The organism is Halomicrobium zhouii, from assembly GCF_900114435.1.
Taxonomy (GTDB): Archaea; Halobacteriota; Halobacteria; order Halobacteriales; family Haloarculaceae; genus Halomicrobium; species Halomicrobium zhouii.
In genome coordinates this window covers 153,053-174,780 of record NZ_FOZK01000002.1, presented here as the reverse complement: position 1 = coordinate 174,780, position 21,728 = coordinate 153,053, and the positions used below count along the sequence as shown (strand labels likewise).

18 protein-coding genes are annotated in these 21,728 nt (G+C 64.0%); 11 read left to right on the top strand and 7 right to left on the bottom strand.

The features are described from left to right. The gene (locus BM337_RS08360; protein WP_089815926.1) at nucleotides 1-459 is read right to left on the bottom strand and encodes a 6-pyruvoyl trahydropterin synthase family protein; all 459 of its coding nucleotides are present in this window, start codon (nucleotides 457-459) and stop codon (nucleotides 1-3) included. Between the two features lie 185 nt (nucleotides 460-644). Here BM337_RS08360 and BM337_RS08355 point away from each other — a divergent pair, with 185 nt between their 5' ends. Continuing rightward, the gene (locus tag BM337_RS08355) at nucleotides 645-1,109 is read left to right on the top strand and encodes a hypothetical protein (protein ID WP_245778627.1); all 465 of its coding nucleotides are present in this window, start codon (nucleotides 645-647) and stop codon (nucleotides 1,107-1,109) included. Nucleotides 1,110-1,134: 25 nt separating this feature from the next. Here BM337_RS08355 and BM337_RS08350 read toward each other — a convergent pair whose 3' ends face one another. Continuing rightward, the gene (locus BM337_RS08350; RefSeq protein WP_143117664.1) at nucleotides 1,135-2,658 is read right to left on the bottom strand and encodes a hypothetical protein; all 1,524 of its coding nucleotides are present in this window, start codon (nucleotides 2,656-2,658) and stop codon (nucleotides 1,135-1,137) included. Between the two features lie 134 nt (nucleotides 2,659-2,792). Between BM337_RS08350 and BM337_RS08345 the strand changes: the two genes are divergently transcribed. From BM337_RS08345 to BM337_RS08320, 7 genes are all read left to right on the top strand, one after another. Continuing rightward, a complete protein-coding gene (locus BM337_RS08345; protein WP_089815919.1) occupies nucleotides 2,793-4,199 on the top strand; it encodes a DEAD/DEAH box helicase family protein in 1,407 nt (468 codons plus the stop codon). A 102-nt stretch (nucleotides 4,200-4,301) separates the two neighbouring features. Beyond that, a complete protein-coding gene (locus tag BM337_RS21060) occupies nucleotides 4,302-4,457 on the top strand; it encodes a hypothetical protein (protein ID WP_177227344.1) in 156 nt (51 codons plus the stop codon). Beyond that, a complete protein-coding gene (locus BM337_RS08340) occupies nucleotides 4,457-6,487 on the top strand; it encodes an AAA family ATPase (protein WP_089815917.1) in 2,031 nt (676 codons plus the stop codon). Before BM337_RS21060 ends, BM337_RS08340 begins: the two co-directional genes overlap by 1 nt. A 2-nt stretch (nucleotides 6,488-6,489) precedes the next feature. Continuing rightward, the gene (locus BM337_RS08335; protein WP_089815915.1) at nucleotides 6,490-6,972 is read left to right on the top strand and encodes a hypothetical protein; all 483 of its coding nucleotides are present in this window, start codon (nucleotides 6,490-6,492) and stop codon (nucleotides 6,970-6,972) included. 83 nt (nucleotides 6,973-7,055) lie between these two features. Continuing rightward, nucleotides 7,056-7,685, top strand: coding sequence for a hypothetical protein (locus BM337_RS08330; protein ID WP_089815913.1), 630 nt, complete (start codon nucleotides 7,056-7,058; stop codon nucleotides 7,683-7,685). Between the two features lie 119 nt (nucleotides 7,686-7,804). Beyond that, nucleotides 7,805-10,390: a PD-(D/E)XK nuclease family protein gene (locus tag BM337_RS08325; protein ID WP_089815911.1), complete on the top strand. Its 2,586-nt coding sequence runs from the start codon at nucleotides 7,805-7,807 to the stop codon at nucleotides 10,388-10,390. After that, nucleotides 10,383-13,340 carry a UvrD-helicase domain-containing protein gene (locus BM337_RS08320; protein ID WP_089815909.1) on the top strand — a complete coding sequence of 986 codons (2,958 nt, stop codon included), beginning with the start codon at nucleotides 10,383-10,385 and terminating at the stop codon, nucleotides 13,338-13,340. The genes BM337_RS08325 and BM337_RS08320 overlap by 8 nt, the downstream gene beginning before the upstream one ends. A 107-nt stretch (nucleotides 13,341-13,447) precedes the next feature. On the opposite strand, the gene BM337_RS08315 is transcribed toward BM337_RS08320, so the two are convergent. Further along, on the bottom strand, nucleotides 13,448-13,858 hold the full coding sequence (locus tag BM337_RS08315) for a winged helix-turn-helix domain-containing protein (protein ID WP_089815907.1): 411 nt from the start codon (nucleotides 13,856-13,858) through the stop codon (nucleotides 13,448-13,450). A gap of 445 nt (nucleotides 13,859-14,303) precedes the next feature. On the opposite strand from BM337_RS08315, the gene BM337_RS21530 reads away from it, so the two are divergent. From BM337_RS21530 to BM337_RS08300, 3 genes are all read left to right on the top strand, one after another. Further along, nucleotides 14,304-14,648, top strand: coding sequence for a toxin-antitoxin system TumE family protein (locus tag BM337_RS21530; RefSeq protein WP_089815905.1), 345 nt, complete (start codon nucleotides 14,304-14,306; stop codon nucleotides 14,646-14,648). Between the two features lie 4 nt (nucleotides 14,649-14,652). Beyond that, nucleotides 14,653-15,057: an HVO_A0114 family putative DNA-binding protein gene (locus BM337_RS08305; RefSeq protein WP_089815903.1), complete on the top strand. Its 405-nt coding sequence runs from the start codon at nucleotides 14,653-14,655 to the stop codon at nucleotides 15,055-15,057. A 107-nt stretch (nucleotides 15,058-15,164) separates the two neighbouring features. Beyond that, nucleotides 15,165-17,510, top strand: a complete 2,346-nt coding sequence (locus tag BM337_RS08300) for a glycoside hydrolase family 95 protein (protein WP_089815901.1) — start codon at nucleotides 15,165-15,167, stop codon at nucleotides 17,508-17,510. Between the two features lie 44 nt (nucleotides 17,511-17,554). On the opposite strand, the gene BM337_RS08295 is transcribed toward BM337_RS08300, so the two are convergent. From BM337_RS08295 to BM337_RS08280, 4 genes are all read right to left on the bottom strand, one after another. Next, nucleotides 17,555-18,457: an alpha/beta fold hydrolase gene (locus BM337_RS08295; protein WP_089815900.1), complete on the bottom strand. Its 903-nt coding sequence runs from the start codon at nucleotides 18,455-18,457 to the stop codon at nucleotides 17,555-17,557. A gap of 106 nt (nucleotides 18,458-18,563) precedes the next feature. Continuing rightward, the gene (locus BM337_RS08290) at nucleotides 18,564-20,045 is read right to left on the bottom strand and encodes a glycoside hydrolase family 43 protein (protein ID WP_089815898.1); all 1,482 of its coding nucleotides are present in this window, start codon (nucleotides 20,043-20,045) and stop codon (nucleotides 18,564-18,566) included. A 74-nt stretch (nucleotides 20,046-20,119) separates the two neighbouring features. After that, the gene (locus tag BM337_RS20505; RefSeq protein ID WP_143117663.1) at nucleotides 20,120-20,581 is read right to left on the bottom strand and encodes a hypothetical protein; all 462 of its coding nucleotides are present in this window, start codon (nucleotides 20,579-20,581) and stop codon (nucleotides 20,120-20,122) included. 155 nt (nucleotides 20,582-20,736) lie between these two features. Then, nucleotides 20,737-21,540, bottom strand: a complete 804-nt coding sequence (locus BM337_RS08280) for a helix-turn-helix transcriptional regulator (RefSeq protein ID WP_089815894.1) — start codon at nucleotides 21,538-21,540, stop codon at nucleotides 20,737-20,739. Nucleotides 21,541-21,728: the final 188 nt, after the last annotated feature.

Below are 21,728 nucleotides of genomic sequence, written 5' to 3'. Positions count from 1 at the left end.
TTAGGGCCCGGCGCAGAGCTCGCTCGTTTCCTTGACTGTCACACCGACGTCGGAGACGGTCTCGGGGAGGCGGCGTTCCAGTTCCCGTTCGAGCGTCACTGCCATGACTTCGGCCGTCGGCGGTGCATCGATCACGACCACTGCATCCTCGTCGCCGCTCGCTTCCATCGCCTCGATCAGCGGGTCACCTGCCTCGAGGAGGAACCGGTGGTCCCACTCGGAGAGTACGTCGGTAATATCACCTTTGTCGACGATCCATCCTTCCTCCGTTAGCTCTCCACTGATGCGAACGGATATCTCGTAATTGTGGCCGTGGGGGCGACTGCACTTTCCGTCGTGGTGTTGAATCCGGTGGCCTGCGCTGATCCGTATCGGGCGGTCACCGCCGACGACCAGTTCACGCTCACCTGAATCCGCGATCACACCCCCATCATATTCTTCGAGTGTTCCTATAGGCATATTCGGGCATTACTTGGATAGGATATAAAGCTATCCCAGTTCCACGGGACCTCGGAGCAGAACAGACGGTCAGGGAGGAGAGTAACTGCCGACGATGCCTCCGGTTAGGGCTAGAGACCCCAATTGCTAAGGCCAATACTGTGAGTGTTAGACGGGAACCGCTCATGGGCTCGTTCGCGACGTCCGTGCAAGCGTCTCTCCGCGACCAGCTTGCGGTTCGGCACCCCGAGCTCGAGTGGGAAACCGAATATCACATTGCGGGGACACCAGTCGACGTCGCAGGCACGACAGATTCTCACCTGTACCTTCTGGAACTGGAGTGGCGCCGGGCCGACCCGGCGGACAACGCTGCAAAGCTCTTCCGCCACCTCGACGAGGAGACGGTCGAGGGGACGACAGTGGTCCTGTTCCAGATTTTTACGGAGTACTACCAGTTGGCCCGTGGCGGCGTCTCGTCGAAGCGAAAGAACGCGGAGTTCGTCGGTCGAATCGCGACGGAGACCATCGACCAGCTCACCTACCGGCCAGTCGAGTTCGAGCTCGATCCACCGAAACGTGGTGCGGACCGGCCGGAAAACTGGGAGGAAATCGCTGACGAGACGGCGGTGCGAATCAGTAACTTGATCTCGGACGACGAGCCGGAATCGTAGCCCAGTCGAGGGGGAGTGTCACTTCTCACTCGGCGGTGGTGCTGTTCGACGCCCAGACGTGGCCACCGCCTCGCCCGTGTGTCGCGTCCATCGTGATGAGGATGTCACGAACAGCTTCCCAGAGGACGGTCCGGCTCCGTCCCTCGGTCTCGACGGCTTCCCAGACGGCCGATTTCACCGCCGAGGTTCGAACGAGTCCGCCAGCGTGGATTTCCCTGGCAGCGGCCACGGCGGCACGCAGAACCTCCTCCCGGGTGTACTCGCCCACGAACGTCTCATCCGGAACCTGTTCGTCGAGCGCCTGCCTGTCCACCTCGTCAGCCTTACTGGGGCTATCTTCGTCAGGGGACTCGGCCGTCTGATTCGCCTGCCGTCCGCGAGACGTCCCGGTTTGTCTCTCGGGACTTGGTTCGACCATCCTCCCCGAGGTGTCGCTTTGGCCACCAGCGGTGGTACCTCGATCGTCGCCCACTGGTTCCGGTTCTGGCGCTACGTCGTCCGGTTCGTCCACCGTCGATTCGGCCGGCGAGCCGAACTCCTCGTCGAGCGGCGCGAACGAACCGGCAATCTCGCCGAGGATACCCTCCTCTTCCTGCATTTCGTCGAACGACACGTCCGGGGCCTGTGCATCCGGTCCGGGATCGTACTCCCTGAGATGTTCGTGTGGATCGAGCTCCGGGTTGATGAGCAACGGCTCGAACTCCCGCTGTTCGAAGATCCGCTCGTACTCCGCGAGGATTCCTGCCAGCGCGTCACGTCCCTCGGGAGTCACCTCGTACGTCGCATCCGGAGTGACGGCAGTCCCTCCTTCAGTGTGGTCGGCTCGCTCGTCTACGGGCCGGGACGTATCCACGGTTCGGCTAATGAGGTGGCTCCGGAGAAACCGACTGAAGTAGCCACTGTCGTCGGCCGAAATCCCGGACGTCTCACGGAGGAGCCGTTCCGGGACGAACCGCGTGCGGTCTGCCATGGCCTCGGTGAGAGCGAGATACTCATCGTGGGTCGCGACGAGCCAGAGCATGTCGTACACGATGGGATTGTACTCGGCCGGAGGCTGAGGGACAATGTCGTAAAAGAAATCAAGATCGTCCGTCGAGAACCCCTGTCGTAGCAGCATGTGCTCCCCGGAGAGACCGCGCTGGAGCAGTATCTCGAAGAGCCATCGATACCGCTTCAGCAATCTGACCAGCGCCCACTGGCGGTGTTCCGGTTTGAAGTAGACCGTGTGAACACCAGTCGCGGCGGACTTGGCGGGTACGAGCCTGAGTGAATCGATATCGTGTTCCTGCCGAAAATGCTGCGGCTGGGTCTCGAGTTCGTCCAGAAACAGCGGCCCATCGAGGAGCAACGAAACCGGGAACCCCGAATCCGAACTCATTCGTTGAGAGTTTCCTGACTTCGTATATAGAGTCTGTGGCCCGCTCACGTTCTGTAAACTGATCAACGACAGAACGGCACGAGTCAGTGGTACCGTCGTGAGTTCCGTATTTGCTGTGACAGAATCGAGATACCCCTGATGGAGAAGCACATTCAAGTAGTGGAATGCCACTACGTGTATCAACCGAGCAGCCTGCTCCAGATGAAAGCTGTCGCAAAACCGAATTGTAGCATCAAATCCGGCGTTGTCTCTGGAGTTCCTGGATGCGACTGAACGCGACTTTCCCTCACAGGTGACCACGAAATATGCCCCAACTCCAACCACCCGACTGGATCGAACCGCGAGAGTACCAGCGGACAGCAATCAGGGAGTGGGTCAACGCTGACGGCCAGGGGATTCTCCACATGGCGACGGGGACGGGGAAGACCATCACGGCACTGCTCGCGGCGTCACGAGTCGCCGAATCGATAGATCGAGGGCTCTTTCTCGTCGTCACAGTCCCGTACCAGCATCTCGTCGACCAGTGGGCCGAGGAACTGAACGAATTCGGCATCACGCCCGTCCGGGCGTATCAGTCGCGAAAGAACTGGCAGCCTCGTCTCGAACGCGAACTGCTCGAATACAATCACGGCTCCCGGTCGCTGTGCTTCGTCGTAACGACGCATCGAACGCTCTCGATGGAGCCTGCCCAGCAGACCATCGGCAGGGGTCGGGGACCGATGATGCTGATCGCCGACGAAGTCCATCACCTCGGCGCAGAACAGATGCGTACGGGACTCTCCCAGGCGTTCGACTTCCGACTGGGCCTGTCTGCGACGCCAGAACGCTGGTACGACGACGAGGGGACGCGCGTACTCGAACGGTACTTCGGTGAGACAGTGTTCGAGTACGGACTCACAGCGGCGATCGAGGCTGGGGCGCTTTGTGAGTACTACTACATCCCACACATCGTCGAGTTCGACGCCGAAGAGCTCGAGGAGTACAGACGACTCACGGCGAAGATCGGTCGACTATCGGGTGGTCAGTCCGACGTCGCTCTCGAGGACAATCCCGCACTCCAGCAAGCACTATTTAAACGCGCCCGTCTGGTGGGAACTGCCCGGCAGAAACTCGACGTGCTCGTCGATCTCCTCGAACGAGAGCGCGAGGTCGACCACACGCTCGTCTATTGTAGCGATGGATCGATGGGAATCGAATCAGGGGAGGGACAGCGCCACGTCGACGCGACGACGGACCGTATCCGATCGGAAAGTGACCTCACCGTCGACCGATTCACTGCCCGCGAGTCGCAGGCAGATCGAGAACGACTGCTCGACCGGTTCGACGACGGCAGTATCGACGTTCTCACCTCGATTCGCTGTCTCGACGAGGGCGTCGACGTCCCCGCGACACGGACGGCCTACATCCTGGCCAGTACCAGCAATCCACGGCAGTTCGTCCAGCGCCGGGGACGCATCCTCCGCACTCACCCGGGCAAGGACTTCGCCGTCATCCACGATTTCATCACCGTCCCGAGCGTCAACGGCCAGCCTGCGTTCCTCTCCGGCAGTGAGTTCGACGTCGAACGTCGCCTCCTGGAGAAGGAGCTCGAGCGCGTCTCGACGTTCGCCGATGCCGCACGCAATCATCCCGACGCCGAAGTGGACGGTGTCCCGACGACTGACGGATCTCTGCAACGGCTCAAGCGACAGTACGATCTGCTTGGCAGTTGATAATTACAGGAACTGCTGATCAATCGCAGAACAAACCGGAGACAACCTGTAAACGGGTGGTGCGTTACAAGATATAAATACGCACAGCGTCTGGGTGGGGTGATGACGGACAGCAACGATGACATCTCCATTCCGGACGAAACGATAGCCCGCATTACCGACCGGGTCCTATCAGCCGAGAAGAAGAAACTCAATCTCGATAATCCGCGCGGTGTTGTCAATCAAATCGAGGAGATAGTCGAAGAAGAAGTCTACTGATGAAGTTAGACACACTTTCACTCCAGAATTTCCGGCAGTTTCGCGACGAGGAAATCTCGTTCGCACGCGGCGAGACGCGGAACGTGACGGTCATTCACGGGTCGAACGGTTCAGGGAAGACCACGCTGCTGAATGCGTTCACCTGGCTCCTCTACGAGGAGGTCGATTTCGATACACGTCCCGAACGGCTCGCGAGCGAAGGTGCGATGGCTGCGGCGGATCCTGGCGACGAAGTGACCGTCTCGGTCACACTCGAGTTCTCGCACGACGACGCCGACTACACCGCCACGCGAACGGCCACGTACGAAAAGCAGTCGCCGACAGATTTCGACGGCATCCTGAACGAACCGACTCTCGTCGTCGAGTACGACGACGGCAGCGGCGTCAATCGACCGGAGAATCCCGGCGAGGTCCTCAGCCAGATCATCCCGGAGCGACTCAGCGAACTGTTCTTCTTCGATGGGGAGGACATCGACGAGCTGGCCGGAATCGACAACCAGGACCGTATCCAGGAGGCCATCCAGAACATCATGGGGCTGACGATTCTGGAACGGGCCACCCGACACCTCGGAGATGTCGCCGACCGATTCGAGTCCCAGGTTCAGGATAGTGCCAGCGAAGAACTCCGGGAGCTGATCGACGAAAAGCAGGCGACAGAAACCGACATCGAGGACCTCCAGCGGAAAAAGAAGGACAAGGAACGCGCGATCGAACGCGTCGGAACGGAAATCTCGGATATCGACCAGAAGCTCGAACGTCTCGACGAGAGCGCGCAGCTACAGGAGAATCGAGAGGCGTACCGGGAAGACGTGACCGGTCTCGAAGACGATGTCGACGAGATCAACGCCCAGATCAAAGCGGCGATCACGGAGAACGGATTCATCCCGCTCGCGATGCCCCTGATCCGGGAATCTGCACAGGAAATCGACCAGCTCCGGAAAGACGGCGTCATCCCCTCGGAACTGAGCGACGACTTCCTCAATTCACTGCTCGAAGCCAAGCAGTGTCTCTGTGGTCGAGATCTCGAGCACGACTCAGAGCCGTACGACCACGTCGCCTCCCTCCGTGGTGAGGTTGCGTCTGACGGCGTCGAGCAGGGCGCGCTCCGAGTCGTCGGTCACCTCAGGCAGTTCACCGATGGCCGCACGGAGTTCTTCGACGACGTCGACGAACTTATCGAACGCCGGCAGGAGAAACACGAACAGATCGACAGGCTCGAAGAACGCATCTCGTCGATCAGCTCCGAACTCAAGGGACTCGACGCCACCACCCCCGGCGGGCAGTCGATCAGTGACCTCGAAACCGATCGAGAGAACAAGCAGCAAGAAAAGGAGCAACTCATCGCAGACAGGGGAGGCATCGAAGAGCAGATTTCCTCGAAGGAAGCCGACGTCGAAGAGCTCGAAGCGGATATCGCCGAGCAGAAGGACGAACAGGCGGAGACCCAGCTCGCACGGCGCAGACAGCGTGCAGCAGAACTCGTCGAGACCGACCTCGCGAACAACTTCGAGGCACTCAAGGATAAAGTTCGAACGTGGTCGAATCAGGAAGTGAACGATACATTCGGCAAGATTGCGAGCAAGAACCTCGAAGCCGAAATTACGGAGGAGTTCGAACTGAAGATCCAGCAATCCGTCGAAGACCAGCAAGTCGAAGTCGACAAGTCGACGGGTGAACGCCAGATCGCGAGTCTGGCGTTCGTCGGAAGCCTGGTCAAAATCGCCAAGAAGCGCTACGAAGCGGGCTCCGAATCGGAGTATTTCACCGGTGGTATCTACCCGCTCGTCATGGACTCGCCGTTCGGTGCACTCGACAAAGACCACCGACGAGAAGTGAGTCGTATCCTCCCGACCCTGGCGTCGCAAGTCGTCGTCTTCGCCACTGACTCGCAGTGGGAGGGTCCCGTCGAGGAGGAGATGAGCGACATCGCCGGGGAGCAGTACTGGCTCGACTTCGACGATGGAGAGGGGACGAACAAGAGTCCGCAGACGCAAATCAAGGGCGAGCAGGCCGCTCAGGCAGGTGACTGACGATGGCAAAGACGAATATCCAGTACGAACAGGGCGAACTGTACGAACAACTCGTCGACGAACACGCGGTGTTCGAACACTACTACGAAGTCCTCGTGTTCCTCGCTGTCCTCGGATATCGCGAGGGGAACGTGAAGCGCGAGAACTACAAGGGAATCCCGGACGAGACCCAGAGCGAAGCCGGGCTGCAAAACATCCATTCTCGCGACCTCTACCACACTATCGCAGCCTGTCTCGCGTACCAGGACACGGGCGAGCCAGAGGCACTCGTGGATCCGGACGAACACAAGCGCGTCATCGCCCAGTACGCCGCTGGCGGGCTCGAAGTCGCCAGGAAAAAGTTCGGTCAGAACGCCGGCGACCCGACAGATGCGATCGTCGACTACATCAAGTCCAAGGAGGAGGACGACGAGGAAGACGAAATCGAGACCGAACTCCAGAGCATCGTCGACTCGTTCGACGACGAGATGATGGGCTATGAATAGGGAGAGTCATCCGGAGACGCACCCGCCTGTCACAGAGACCAACGTTCGGCCAGGCGTCCGCAATGCGACGTTACGCTGGTAGTATGGACGGAACCAGCGCGACCGTCCCCGTTCACGACTCGCTCCACGTCACAGACGCTGTCTCCCTGTACCAGAAGGACGAATGGTGGAAGGCCGTCGTCACCTACCAGTTCGAGGGTGACTCGGACACCGACGAGACGGCGATGTACCTCTGGCACGACGACGGCGACGGCTGGACGCGCAAGAACAAGTACGTCATCAAAACACCGGACGCCTGGGCAATCGACCGGGAGGTCATCGACGACTACATCCGGAGCGATGCTCCATCGGCAGAGAATACCTCGTTCCCGGTGAGCGACTACTACACCGTCGGCGACGGTGAAACGATTTTCCAGAGCGACGGCTGGTGGAAGGCTATCGTCAACGTCGTCGGGAAGGGGACGTGGGAGACGAACGAGGTGATGGTCTACCTGTGGCAAGAACAAGATGGCGAGTGGCGTCGGCGCCAGAAGTATACCATCAAGCGAGTCAACGACTGGGAAGAGGAACGCGAGGTAATCGATGGTCAAATGCTCGGTGATAGCGATGAGGGTCAACCTGGTAGTTCTGTCCAGCCCGACGGCGACGTCGCTGCAGATCTCGATGCGCTCGGAGACGAACTCGAGACCCACCTCAGTGGGGAATTCACGTAGTCCGCTGACAAGGGCCCGCGTACCAGTTGTTCGTTCTGAAGCGGGTGAGACTGTTCGTAACGTTCCCGACTGCGAACGTCACGCCAACCTTTAACCAGTTACTTACGAGTTCATTGTGCGTGCCTATTCAGCGCGCGAAGCCCGTGGAAACACTCTACGACGAGGTCGCGGGGTACGACCTCGTCCTGACGCCCGACGCGCCGCTGGCGAGTGCGATCAATCGCCGACTGGACGTCCCGCACTTCGGGACGTTCGCGACGACGCCACGCCGACTCGCGGCCGGTCGCAAGGAGCGAGCCGAGGACCGGAGCGCGTTCCTCGAAGTCGTCGACCGGACTGACCACGACTGGAAGTCCATCAGCTACGCCGTCGGGAACACGCTCCAGTGCTGGGAGCACCAGGGGTCCATCGAGTCGATCCTGACGTACGACGCCTACGTCGACGACGCCACCGAGGCAGTCGTCGAGATTATGGCCGAGCTGCGGTCGACATCGAGGCGCCTCACCGAGTACACCATCGAGGCGGACTCCGTCGCCGTCGTCGGCGAGGACCAGCTCACCGAACTCGAACGGTCTATCCTCCCGGACGAGTACGACCGGTTCGACCTGTTCACCGACGACAAGTTCGAGTACCCGTCGTTCAACGTCTTCGAGTCCTCGGCGGACATCGTCGACGCCATCCTCGACACGGTCGACGCCGAGACGGCCGACGACGTCGCGGTGGTCCTCGACAGCAACAGTCGCTACTCCTCGCTCGTCGAGTCGGCGTTCGCGGCGGCCGACGTCCCGTACTACGGCGGCCCGGGATTCGTCGACGACCCACATCACCGGTCCCTGCTCTGTCTCTGCCGGACGGCGTTCCGGGGGTCGGAGACGCTCGTCTCCGACGTCAGGCCGGCCCTCACACAGATGGGCGTCGACGTCGATATCACCCACGACGACAAGCGACTTCACGCGCTAGACGTCCCCGAGACCGAGTGGATCCGGGCGTTCTGTTCGACGCTGGAATCCCAAACTTTCGATGAGTGCCTCGCCGAGTACGAATCGAGGACGGGCGCGTCACTGGACCTGTTCCGGGACGAACTCGCCCAGCTCGGACTCGCCGAGACGCGGATAGACGAACGTCGCCTCGACGAACTGGCCTACTACCTCCAGGCCTACGAGGTGCCCGTCGACCGTGAGAACGAGGGCGTCCTGCTCGCCGACGCGAAATCGTCGGGCTACGTCGACCGCCCGGTCGTCTTCCACGTCGGCCTCGACGAGGCGTGGACCCACACCGCGCCCAAGCGGCCCTGGGTCGACACGGAGACGCAGTTCGAGCGCTACATACAGCAGTTCCAGTTGCTCCTCCAGAGCGGCGTCGAGCAGTACTACCTCGTCCAGGACACCGCGGGTGGCCAGCCCGTCACGCCGTGTCTCTACTTCGGCGAACTCCTCGACGAGGAGTACGAGCGATTCAGCGACCTCCAGTCGGTGTCCCACACCCGGACCTTCGACGGCGTCGGCGAGGGATTCGAGAAGGAGCCCGTGGACGGCGACGCCGAGACCGTCCGGAACGTCAGCAACTCGAGTCTCACCACCTACGTCAACTGTCCCCGGGACTACTTCTTCGACCGCCTCGTCGACGGCCCGGACAGGGATTACTTCAAAGAGGGGAACCTGTTCCACGACTTCGCCGAGTTCTACGTCACCCACCCCGATGTCGTCGACGACGCCGCTATCGACGAAGTCGTCGACCTGATGCTCGAGGAGGCGACGCCGTACTTCGCCACGAGCGACCAGCCACTCCGGGAACGAACGTACCGGATCGGTCTTGAGACCATCGTCGAGTACCTCGACGACCAGCGGCCGTTCAGGGACGACTTCCTCACCCCCTCCTCGGGCTGGGGCGAGAACGTCTTCGCCGAGTACTTCGACAGGCCCGTCGACTCGCCGATCACCGAGCGCTGGTTCGAGAACGGCGCCCTCGGGATGAAGGGGAAGATCGACCTCGTCAGCGACCCGGCGCACCTGCTGGATTTCAAGAGCGGCTCGAAGAAGTCCCGGCGGAACGTGATCGAGAACGCGGCCGTCGACCCGCCCGGCGATACGCCGGACTTCCAGGCGGCGATGTACCTCTGTCACTACCGGACGGAACGGCCCGACGAGCCCCTCGAGTTCACGTTCTTCCACTTCCTGGAGACGCTGGACGACGTCGTCACGGGTGACCACGACGTCGCCGACACGCTCACGACGGTCTCGTACTACCCGTGGACGTTCGACGAGCACGTGGGTACCAGAGACGCGTTCGACGTCCTCCTCGACGGCTACAACGACTGCGTGGCGACGTTCGAGGACCTGGGCTACGAGGCCTACGCCGCCATCGTGGAACGGCTCTCCTTCCCCGAGACGACCGAGAAGGACGAACTCCGGGACTCCTCCTTCGCGACCGAGTTCACGAACGCCGTGGTGGAGCGGACCAGCGACTCGGTCGACGCCGAGAAAGGCTGCGACCAGGCCATTCGCGCACTCAACGGCCACCGACAGAAGACGTTCTTCGAAGAGGACCTGGACGCCCTGGAGGACTTCGTCGCGGGACGCATCGACGAACTGAACCGGCACCGCGCCGGCGAGGAACGGTTCCCCGTCGAGGGCCCCGGCGGCGAGCCGAACTACAGGCGGGTCGACCACCGCGACTGCATCCTGGAGGGTGCCAGCGATGAGTGATCCAGCGGTAGATGAACCAGCCGAGAGTGACTCAGCAGCGAGTGAATCAGCCAAGGGTGACCTAGCCGAGAGTGCGCCGACGCCGAACGCGAAACAGCGCCAGCTCATCGAGAACACGGCGGGCATCTACGTCGTCGACGCGGGCGCCGGGACGGGCAAGACCTTCGCCGTCACGCGCCGGTACGCAGCGATCGTCGACCAGCCCGACGTCGAGCCGGCGGACGTCCTCCTGGTGACGTTCACCCGGAGCGCCGCGACGGAGATGAAAGAGCGCATCGTCGACCACTCCACCTATTCGCTCCGGGAACTCGCCGACGCGTCGATCCAGACGTTCCACTCCCACTGTCTCGACCTCCTGGAGGAACACGGCTATCGCGCCCCGACCCACCTCGGCATCGACGACCGCATCACCGGGGCGACCCGCGTCGTCGAGGACGAACTGGTCGAGGCTGAGCTGTTCCGCGAGTTCCTCGACGGGTTCCAGGACGACCACCCCGAGTACGCGGAGTTCTTCCGGGCGCTCTCGGACAGGAGCGACCTGCTCGACGTCGTCACGGAGTTCGCGTCGAAGGGCGTCTTCCCGACGGCCGACGGCTGGTATCGCGACGGCGAGTCGTTCGTCGATGGCGACTTCGAAACATTCCAGGACCTTTTCGACGAGGTGAACGAGCCCCGCAACGGCGGGAGCAAGCAGTCGGTCCTCCGGTCGAAGCTGAACGGGTACGGGAAGCGCCGGACTTACCTCCCGGACGCGCCAGACAAGGGAGTGCTACGGGGCGACGGGACGAAGCAAGCACCCGAGGAGACCGCTCGCCGGGCCTTCGACGAGGACCGTGAGGACCTGAAGGCGTTCGTCCACGACGTCTACCACGAATACCTGGCGTTCGCCCTCTCCCGGAGCTACCTCACCTTCGGGTTCCTCCAGCTGTTCGCGTTCGTCCTGCTCTGTGAGAACGAGTCGCTTCGTGACCGGGTGAGCTTCGAGTACGTGATGGTCGACGAGTTCCAGGACACCAGCGAGATCCAGTTCAAGCTCGCACTCTTGCTCGCCGGGACGGACAACCTCTGTGCCGTCGGCGACTGGAAGCAGAGCATCTACTCGTTCCAGTACGCCGACGTCGAGAACATCCGCTCCTTCGAGGACCGGATCGACCGATTCGCCAGCGACCTGAACGACGACCAGGAACGCGTCGCCTTCCCCGTCGACGACGTCGAGACCATCGAACTCGAGGAGAACTACCGGTCGACGCAGTCGATCCTCGACTTCTCGGAGGAGACGCTCGTCACGCCCGCGTCGAACAACGAGGACGTGGACGAAGACGTCCTCGACGACGTCGTGTCGCTCTCCTCGAACGCGTCGTTCGACAACACCACCATCGAGGGGATCCATCACCCTGACCAACACGAGGCCGTCCTCACGAAGATACAGTCTATCGTCGGGAACGACGACTACGCCGTCGAGGACGAGGACGGCGACCCCAGACCACCCCAGTTCGGTGACGTCGCCGTGCTCACCCGGACGAGGGACTTCGGCCGTGAACTCCTCTCCGTCGCCGACGACTACGACTTCCCGATGGCCTACGACGGCGGCGTGGAACTCTTCCGGACCGACCAGGCGAAACTCCTGCTCGCCTGGCTCCGCATCCTCGAATCCGACGCCGACCGTGGCTGGGCCGTCGTCATGGAGGAGGCGGGCTACACCCTCGACGAAATCGACCACGTCCTCGAAAACCGCAACTATCCGTCGAACATGGTCACCTTCCGCGAGCGACTCGACGCGATGGAGGCCGTCGGCGCCGTCGCCAGGCGCGTCTTCGACCGGTACGGCTTCACCGGCGAGTACGCCGACGTCATCCTGCACACCGTCCAGTCGCTCCACGACACCTCGACGCTCACGCGCGGCGACCTCGTTCGCATCGTCGAGCGCGGCATCGAGAACGGGAGCACGCACGACGTCGTCACCAGCGCCGGCGTCGACTCCGTGACGGTCCAGACCATCCACTCGGCGAAGGGCCTGGAGTACCCCATCGTCGTCCTCGCGAACATGAACGCCGGGAAGTTCCCGCCGAACGTCGGCGGGTCGAGCGTCGTCCAGTACGAGGAGCCAGTCGGTCTCCGGCAGCGCAAGATCTACGCCGACGTCGAGGAACACGCCCACCCGCACGTCTACGACAACTGGACCCACGACGTCCTTCGGCACTGCCTGCAGGACGACAACGACGAGGAGCGACGCCTGCTCTACGTCGCGGTCACGCGCGCCGAGAACCACGTCGTCTTCGCCGGCGGCGAGGACCCCAACACGTTCTACGAGGAACTCCCGTTCGAGGGAACACGCCTCGACCCGGCCGTCGAGCCTGTCGACCGGCGCGAGACGGTCCAGACTCAGCTCCCGTTCTCGGTCGTCACGCCGGAGGGCCCGACCGGACACACACCGCACACGCTGATGGACGACGCGGTGTTCGAGGACGCCGACGTCGAACTCGAAACCACGGAGTCGATGGCGTTCCGCGGCCGTGACTTCGGCTCCCGCGTTCACGACTTTGCGGAGGCCTACGCGCTCGGCGAGGACGTCTCGCCGACCACCGACGGCCACGACGACCAGCGTCACGTGAAGGCATTCATCGACGGGCTCTCCGGCGACCTCCACGTCGAAGAGCGGGCCGTCCTTCCCCTGGAGATCGACGGCGAGCAGGTGACCGTCTCGGGCATCGTCGACCTCGTCCACGAAACGGCGGACCGCATCGAGATAATCGACTACAAGACCGACCAGAGCAGACGTGCCGAATCGGAGTACCGGAAACAGCTGAGCGTCTACTACCACGTCGTCAGCGAGTGCTTCCCCGAGAAGGTGGTAACGGCGAGACTCTTCTACACGGCGACGAACGAACGCCGAACTATCGAGCCAGTCTCGCTGGCTGAACTCGAAGACGTCGTCCGTGCCTCGTCGTAGTCGGCAGCGATTCCCGATTCCGGCCGACAACGCTTCCCGGATGTTCTTGCAGGTCTCCGTCCGCGTCAGGTAACGCGTATCTCAAACCGAGTGGGCCACATCGCAGCCTACTCGGCCCCGCTGTCGTACATCCCCTCGAAGGCCTGCTCACCGCGGATCAGATCGTCGACGCCGTCGGTGAGCGTGACCTCGCCAAAGACGGTCGCCCGGTAATATGTGTAGAGACCGTCCTGTCCCCGTTCGGTGCGCTGGCGCTTCTCGACGAGACCGACGTCCACGAGTTCGTTGAGGTGGTAGTGAAGCGTGCTGTCGTCGATGCTGATCGCGTCTTCGAGTTCCGTGGGGCTCATCTCGCCGCCGTGGACGAGTCGATAGAGGATCTCGTAGCGGGTCCGGTGCCCGACTGCGGCGTGCATATCGAGGTACTCGTCGAGGGTGAGAATGCTGTCCGCTGGCAGCAGATCCTCCGGATCTTCCGGGGCATCGCCGTGGACTGAACGCGTTTGATCCGAGCCCATGGTAATTCCACGTACGGGCAGCACGGCTTAAATAAAATAACATCAGAGAACTGTAACCTAAAACAAGTCGCAGCCATTCGACAGCCAGTGCAGCGAATCGATGTTGCCGGTTTGAAAGAAGGTGATTTTGGGCAGGAGACGCCGAGTGCAAGCGGTCGTACGCTTCACATCTCACCATGACCAGCAATGACCAGACGTACTGTGGCCGTGCACTCCCCTCGAAGATTCATCAGTGAAGACGGGGCCAGCAGGTGGTAATGGTCGCTGAAAACCAATTTCATCGACGAGCAAAGCTGTCGAACGCTGTCGTCCCACCCATAAGAGACGGTTCAATAGCTCGCCGTCGGTTCATCGAGCACTCGCTCACCGGAAAGCAGGCCACCGAAGGCGATGGTAACTCGACCAACGGAACTATGGCGTTGGTGACCCAACCAACGGATGATGAATGGGACTAACGGCGGACCGCCTGGACGAGTTCAGCCGTTCGCGGGTGTATCCAGACGGGACTGTCGTCCGCGTCTCGCTCCGTCGCACAGACAGCGACGCGTATCCGTCGGGGTGGAAGTACACGTTTCACTACGGAGCTCTCGATCCGGAGTCTCCAGGAACGTTGCCCGATGGGACGATTCGCCGGTACGGCAATTCTCACGAGGATACCAAGGGCCACGAACTCCACGTCGCTTCCGAGCGAGAGCCCATTCATATCGATTTTCCGGGAATCCTCGAACTCTGGAAGCGATTCTGGGGCGAGATTCCAAAGTCGACTTTCGACCTTCCGGGGGAGGAATAATCCAATGACACGAACACTCGTCGTCACTGTCGAATCCGACGAAGCGTTCGATGACGAAGTCCGTTCGGCGGTCGAGCGCTTGCAACACGGGGAATCAGTGGACTCCGCGCATACGGTCTCCTTTCCGAGCGAGGAACTCCTCGCAAAGACGCTCACGGCGACCACGCTGGCGCTCCTCAGAGCCCTCTCGGCACACGAACCGGCGAGTATCCGCGAGACGGCCCGGCTGGTCGAGCGGGATGTCAAGAACGTCCACGACGAACTGACGCGCCTCGAAGCGATGGGTATCATCCGGTTCGAGGAAGTCGGCCAGGCGAAGCAGCCGGTCTTTCCGTTCGACGAGCTGATCGTGAACGTTCCGTTTCCCCACTCGCGCCAGGACGACAACCACCCCGCAACGACGTCGTAGGCTCCTGGGAGTCGCATACCCACTCCACGCTACGACCTCCTTGCTTCTCGAACGAACACCCCCTCCCGGGACCCCAGATTTAACCCGACGGTGCGCAATCCGAAACCATGCGTGCTGCCTTCGACCCACAGACCACGACGTGGTACGACTCGCCAGCCACGGAGTGGCTGGAAGCGCTGCCGGTCGGTAACGGCCGCCTCGGCGCGATGGCCTTCGGCGGCCCCCGCGTCGACCGGGTCCAGTTCAACGCCGACACGCTGTGGGCGGGCGGACACGAGGACCGGACGAACCCGGTCGCACGGGAGCATCTCGAAGCGGTCCGGCAGTTACTCTTCGACGGCGAGGTCGAGCGAGCACAGGCGCTCGCCGACGAGAAACTGCTGGGTGATCCCGTTCGCCTGCGTCCCTACCAGCCCTTCGGCGACCTCGCGCTGGCCGTGGGCCACGACGACGTCACCGACTACCGGCGCGAACTCGACCTGTCGACGGGCGTCGTTCGCGTCCGGTACGACCACGAGGGGACGACGTACACGCGCGAGTACTTCGCCTCGGCACCGGACGACGCGATCGTGGTCCGACTCACTGCCGACGGTCCCGGCGAGGTGGACGTGACGGCCGGCCTCCACCGCGACCGCGGTGCGCGAGCGGTCGCCCGGGACGACACGCTCTTTCTCCGTGGTTCGGTCGTCGATATGCCGGCCGGCGACCGGGGCGCGGGGGGCTGGGGGATGCGATTCGAAGCGCAGGCCCGCGTGGACGCGCCAACTGGGTCGATCGAACCGGTAACTGGTGCAGACGCACCGGGCGCGTCGGAGGCCGGTCTCGCGGTCATGGGCGCCGACGACGTGACGATAACGCTGACCGGATTCACGAGCCACGAAACGGCGGACCCGACCGGGGCCTGCGAGGACGTGCTGGCCACCATCGCGGACCGCCCGTACGACGACCTGCGGCGGGCCCACGTCGCCGACCACCGCTCCCTCTTCGACCGCGTGGCACTGGATCTTGGCGACCCGGTCGACCGGCCGACGGACGAGCGCCTCGCCCGGGTGGCCGAGGGGGCCGAGGACCCGCACCTCGCGGCGCTGTACGCCCAGTTCGGGCGCTATCTCCTGCTGGTGAGTTCCCGGCCCGGATCCGAGCCCGCGAACCTGCAGGGCGTCTGGAACGCCGAGTTCGACCCGCCGTGGAACAGCGGGTACACGCTGAACGTCAACCTGGAGATGAACTACTGGCCGGCGCTGCAGGCGAACCTCGCGGAGTGTGCGGCTCCGCTGTACGACTTCGTGGACGACTTGCGCGGTCCCGGGGAGCGCGTCGCGGAGACGCACTACGGCTGTGACGGGTTCGCCGTCCACCACAACTCGGATCTCTGGCGGAACGTGGCGCCCGTCGACGGCGCGCGGTGGGGGCTCTGGCCGATGGGGGCGGCGTGGCTCTCCCGGCTGGTCTGGGACCACTACGCATTCACGCGCGACGAGACGTTCCTCCGCGAGACGGCGTACCCCATCCTGCGTGACGCGGCGTCGTTCCTCCTGGACTTCCTCGTCGAACACCCGGAGGAAGACTGGCTGGTGACCGCGCCGTCTATCTCGCCCGAGAACGCCTACGTCACCGACGACGGGCAGGAAGCCACCGTCACCTATGCGCCGACCATGGACGTCCAGCTCACTCGCGACTGCTTCGAACACTGCGTCGCCGCCGCGGCGGTCCTGGATATCGAGGGCGACTTTCACGAGGACCTGGTCGCCGCCGCCGACCGCCTCCCGCCGATGCAGGTGGGCGAACACGGCCAGCTACAGGAGTGGGTCGAGGACTACGACGAGGCCGACCCGGGCCACCGGCACATCTCCCACCTCTACGGCACGCACCCGAGCGACCAGATAACCCCGCGGGAGACACCGGAACTCGCCGACGCGGTCCGGACGTCGCTGGAGCGCCGGCTCGAACACGGCGGCGGCCACACCGGCTGGAGCGCCGCGTGGCTGGTCAACCAGTTCGCCCGCCTGGAAGACGGCGAGCGAGCCCACGAGTGGGTCGAGACGTTGCTCACGGAGTCGACGGCGCCGAACCTGTTCGACCTCCACCCGCCGTTCCAGATAGACGGGAACTTCGGCGCCACCGCGGGCGTCGTCGAGATGCTGCTGGGCAGTCACGGCGAGGAGATCCGCCTCCTGCCGGCGCTCCCCGACGCGTGGGCCGAGGGGGCGGTCTCGGGACTGCGCGCCCGGGGTGACTTCGAGGTCGATATCGAATGGTCCGAGGGGAGCCTGGACGGCGCGACCGTCCGGTCGGAATCCGGCGAGCCCTGTCGCGTAAGGGCGACGCTCGACCTCGCAGTCGAGACCGTCGACGGCAGGTCGGTGGACGCACACCGCGACGACGGCCAGGTGGTCTTCGAGACGCGGGCGGGTGAGAACTACTGTGTGACTCCGGTCTCGGACTCCAGTTGAACGCTGACGAGGACTCCGCTCGCCGACTCCGGAACGGGAACCTCTCAGACCGTCGCGAGGAACGCCCGGAGTTCCTCGGTCGCACGCTCGCGCTCGTCCCAGAAGACGCAGTGGCCGGCGTCGTCCACGTGTACGATTTGGCCGTCCTGGAGGTACGCGGCAATCTCCCGTTCGCGCTCGCGTTCCGGTTCGTCCGCGTCGGCTTTCACGATCAGCGTCGGCGCCGCGACGTCGCCGTACCGCTCGGTCGGGTCGACGAGGTCGGCCTGGAACACGCGGGCGATTTCCGGCCGGAGCCGGCCCCTGGCTTCGGCCACCCGCCGTGCGAGGTCGGGCTGACCGCGCTCGGCGAGGTCCCGGAACATCGTGTCTGCCTCGAGGAGTTCCTCGACGCTGGTGTCCTGCCACTCTTCGACCTGCGCCTCGATATCGTCGCCGGGTCCGCCCTCGCCGTCGTCGCCGGGTCCGTCCTCGCCGTCGTCGCCGGGCCCGTCCTCGCCGTCGTCGCCCGGTCCGGCCTCGATGACGTCGTTGACTCCCTCGACCGGCCAGACGGGGTCTTCGAGGACGACCGCTCGCGGCCGGTCGGGTCGACGGGCCGCGGCCGCCGCGACCGTGTCGGCGCCCATGGAGTGGCCGAACAGGATCGGGTCGTCGATCGAGAGCGCGTCGAGCAGTCCGAGCAGGTCCGTCGCCCGTTCGGGCGCGCCGTAGTCCTCGTCGGGGGCGTCGGAACGACCGTGTCCGCGAGCGTCGTACAGCACGACGTCGAACTCGTCACCGAGTTCGCGGGCGAGGTCGAGCCGACAGTACCCGTCGTCGGTGAAGCCGTGTGAGACGACGAACGTCGGCCTCGAGCCACCGCTGCGGCAGTAGTGCAACTCGATGCCGTTCGCCTCGACGAAGCCGCGCTCCCACTGGTCCGGGACCTGCGTTCGGTCACTCATTGGCTAGAATCTCCCGGCCTGGGTAGAAAAATTAACTGGGAATCTCGAGCCGTGTGGAGACGCGGAATGTCTGGTTCGCTGGTGCGCCAGCCGCGACCCCGCCGTTTCAGGATTCGTAGACGAAGCGTTCGACCACCGCGTCCGCATCGCACGTGGTTCCACGGCCGGTCGCGTAGGGGCCGAGGAAGACGCCCGTGAACCCGGTGGCAACCTCCGTCGAGAGGTAGCGCGTCGCCGCCGACGCGAGTTCCTCGCCGTCGACGTGGAAGCGGTAGTCGTCGGTGTCGGCCACCACGGCCAGGTCGGTCGACGCCCCGACCGGGGTCCGTCCGACCACGTCCGTCGCGTCGCCGATGCGGAGGCGGACGACGGCTTCCCGCTGCCCGTTTCGACGGGTCACGCCGAGCTGGTAGTGGTGCCGTTCGTTGGCGACCACCGCGAGGCCGGCCTCGTCGCCGTCGCCCGGGTCGAACGACAGCGACAGCTCGGCCCGGCAGTCGAAGGCGGTCTGGCGCCGGCCGACGAAGGTCGCCCCGGGTTCGTCGAGGGTCTCCGGACCGCCGCGGAGGCGGAGTCCGTCCGCGGTCGTCCGATAGCGGTCCCGGTCGGGGTTGCGGCGGAACTCCCACTCGACGCCCAGTCCGTCCGCGAACCCGGTGTCGGTACGCTCGATACTGTTCGGCTCTGCCCGGCGCTCGCCGGGGAGCGGTGCGTCCATCTCGGCCCGGATCGGATTCCCATCGTTGACCACCGGCCAGCCATCCTCCCACGAGACGGGCGCGAGGAACGTCTCTCGACCGAGGTGGTGGTACCGCGGCCACGGCCCGCGCTGGCGGATGCCCAGGCAGACGAGCCACCATCTCCCGTTTTCGTCTTCGACGAGGTCGGCGTGGCCGACTGCGCGGATGTCGTCTCGTGGCCGGCCCCAGTGCGTGAGGACGGGGTTGTCCGGACAGCCCTCGTAGGGCCCCGTCGGGTCGTCGGCACGCGCCGCGACGACCATGTGGCCTGCGTGGGTCCCCCCTTCGGCGAGGATCAGGTGGTACGTGCCGTCCCGTTCGAAGACGTGTGGTGCCTCGACGTGGGGGTCACGGAACCCCGTCCAGATCGTCCGCGGGTCGCCGAGTTCACCGGTCTCCACGTCGAGTTCGGCCTGCTGGATCGGGTTCTCGGTGTCCTCGACGTGGTAGGTGAAATAGCAGGTGTCGCCGTCGAAGAAGAGGTCCGGGTCGAACCCCGGCGCGTCCACCCACGTCGGGTCGGACCACTCGCCCGCCGGGTCCTCGGCGGTGACGAAGACGTGACCGTCGCCGCTGACGTTCGTCGTGACGAGGTAGAACGTGCCCTCGTGGTGCCGGAGCGTGGGCGCGAAGACGCCGCCGGACGCACCGACGTCTCGGAGTGCCAGCTGGGAGTCGCGAGTGAGCGCGTGGCCGATCGGTTCCCAGTCGACGAGGTTCTCGCTCTCGTAGAGCGGGACGCCTGGGAAGTACTCGAAGGTGCTCGTGGCGAGGTAGAAGGTTCCGTCGACCTGGCAGAGGGAGGGGTCCGGATGAAATCCCGGCAGTACTGGGTTCTCGTAACGCATAGACAGTCCTTCACACAGGGCTGGTATATTCCGTTCGCTCCCGTGTCGGATCTTGCCGGTTCGAACGTCCCCAGTCAGGCCCGAACGGACGGCTCTCGACGGGCACGGACGGAGAGCGCGACCGCGGCGGCGAACAGGCACAGCGTCGGGAACAGGAACTGACCCCCGATGCTGAACATCCCGACGACGGTGATGACGCCGCCGAGACAGACGGTCGCCCAGTTGAGCAGTCGGCGGTCCGTCCAGACCGAGACGACGCCGACGCCGGTGAGCGCCAGCAGGACGACGGCCCAGAAGAACAGGACGGGCGCGTTGCCCCCCGTACTGCCCAGCAAGTAGTCGACGCCCGCTTCGCAGCCGCGGCTCACCGCTGTCGAGGTGACTCCCCCGCTGGAACTTTCGCTACTGGTCTGGCTGGTCCAGCACGAGACCGGGCCGAACGCGCCCATCAGTCGCAAGAAGCCGTACGAACCACTCAGCCCGGCTGCGCCGCCGGCGATGCGGGCGAGCCGGCGGAGAGAGCGTCCGGAACTCATCCCAGGACGCCACCTGTCGGGAACCCGGGGCCGAGTACGAGGACCTTCATAGGCGTCTCTGGGCGCGGACGGCACCTTACGTCACCGCCAGTCACTCGGGACAGGCGCTGTCACACCTGCAACGATATATCCATCCGCGCTCTGTCCCTCCGCGCTCACTTGCGGCGGGGAAACGGGACTGAGAACGGCGAGTCGATGGTCGTCGACTGCTCCACGTACCGTTCGAACAGTCGTTCGGCCCACTGATAGCAGTCGGGATCCGTGGACTCGATGCACGCCCTGAGCGGTCCGTCGCCGTCGTAGGCGGCCATCAGCAATCGGTCGTCCCCGAGCGTAAGTCCGAACCCGACCTCGTCGGGGTACTCGTACACCGTGAGGACGTCGACGCTGGTGACGACGTCGAACTCCGTCGGGTTCAGATCGCGTGCCGCTGCGATCGTCGACGCCGAGAGAACGAGGTCCGTGTGTACTCCGTCGAAGGCGAGGTCGGCGTGGGCCCGGTGGAACAACCGGCTCAGGACCGGCGCGATCATCCGGACGCGGTCGCCGTCGAACGCCCGGACGCGCTCGACGTAGAACTCGACGGGCGCCTGGGGATGCTGCTCAGTCGCCGTCCTGAGCGTCGCGTCCCGAAGCCACCGTAGCTCCGGCGTGTGGTCGCTGTCGGGCAGGTGGCGGAAGAACGGACCGAAGGCGTCGATCCGGTCGAGGGCATCCAGGTACGTCGCGTGTTCCTCGACCACGAGCTCGCCAGTCGTGGTCGACTCGTAGCGCCCGTCCGTTTTCGTCGCCCAGCCCCGGTCGACGAGGTCCTTGAGATGGCGCTGGACGCTCCGGCGCGAGACGTCGAGGGTCTCGGCCAGGTCCGCCGGCGTCGCGGGGTCGGCCGACAGGGAGGTCAGTAGACGCCGTCGTTCCGGCGACCCCGCCAGGAATTTCGCAGCGTCACCTGTCGTCATATCTGTCTCTATTCCTCCCGGATTGAAAAGTGAGCCTGTCCCATCTGGCTCCCCGTACTGTGACTGGGCGACCGAAGGCCTGGAGACTGAGCCGTCGAACGGGTAGCCGAACCCTCACGCTCTCGCTTCGGTCTGATTCGTCTGCTCGTCGGAGACCGACTGGCTACCGTTCGCCGACCCGCACGCAC

What these genes read in the sequence shown, in the direction of transcription:
- BM337_RS08360 (WP_089815926.1), bottom strand. Translation starts at nt 459, where the DNA reads ATGCCTATAGGAACACTCGAAGAATATGATGGGGGTGTGATCGCGGAT.
- BM337_RS08345 (WP_089815919.1), top strand. Translation starts at nt 2,793, where the DNA reads ATGCCCCAACTCCAACCACCCGACTGGATCGAACCGCGAGAGTACCAG.
- BM337_RS21060 (WP_177227344.1), top strand. Translation starts at nt 4,302, where the DNA reads ATGACGGACAGCAACGATGACATCTCCATTCCGGACGAAACGATAGCC.
- BM337_RS08340 (WP_089815917.1), top strand. Translation starts at nt 4,457, where the DNA reads ATGAAGTTAGACACACTTTCACTCCAGAATTTCCGGCAGTTTCGCGAC.
- BM337_RS08335 (WP_089815915.1), top strand. Translation starts at nt 6,490, where the DNA reads ATGGCAAAGACGAATATCCAGTACGAACAGGGCGAACTGTACGAACAA.
- BM337_RS08330 (WP_089815913.1), top strand. Translation starts at nt 7,056, where the DNA reads ATGGACGGAACCAGCGCGACCGTCCCCGTTCACGACTCGCTCCACGTC.
- BM337_RS08320 (WP_089815909.1), top strand. Translation starts at nt 10,383, where the DNA reads ATGAGTGATCCAGCGGTAGATGAACCAGCCGAGAGTGACTCAGCAGCG.
- BM337_RS08315 (WP_089815907.1), bottom strand. Translation starts at nt 13,858, where the DNA reads ATGGGCTCGGATCAAACGCGTTCAGTCCACGGCGATGCCCCGGAAGAT.
- BM337_RS21530 (WP_089815905.1), top strand. Translation starts at nt 14,304, where the DNA reads ATGGGACTAACGGCGGACCGCCTGGACGAGTTCAGCCGTTCGCGGGTG.
- BM337_RS08305 (WP_089815903.1), top strand. Translation starts at nt 14,653, where the DNA reads ATGACACGAACACTCGTCGTCACTGTCGAATCCGACGAAGCGTTCGAT.
- BM337_RS08300 (WP_089815901.1), top strand. Translation starts at nt 15,165, where the DNA reads ATGCGTGCTGCCTTCGACCCACAGACCACGACGTGGTACGACTCGCCA.
- BM337_RS08295 (WP_089815900.1), bottom strand. Translation starts at nt 18,457, where the DNA reads ATGAGTGACCGAACGCAGGTCCCGGACCAGTGGGAGCGCGGCTTCGTC.
- BM337_RS08290 (WP_089815898.1), bottom strand. Translation starts at nt 20,045, where the DNA reads ATGCGTTACGAGAACCCAGTACTGCCGGGATTTCATCCGGACCCCTCC.
- BM337_RS20505 (WP_143117663.1), bottom strand. Translation starts at nt 20,581, where the DNA reads ATGAGTTCCGGACGCTCTCTCCGCCGGCTCGCCCGCATCGCCGGCGGC.
- BM337_RS08280 (WP_089815894.1), bottom strand. Translation starts at nt 21,540, where the DNA reads ATGACGACAGGTGACGCTGCGAAATTCCTGGCGGGGTCGCCGGAACGA.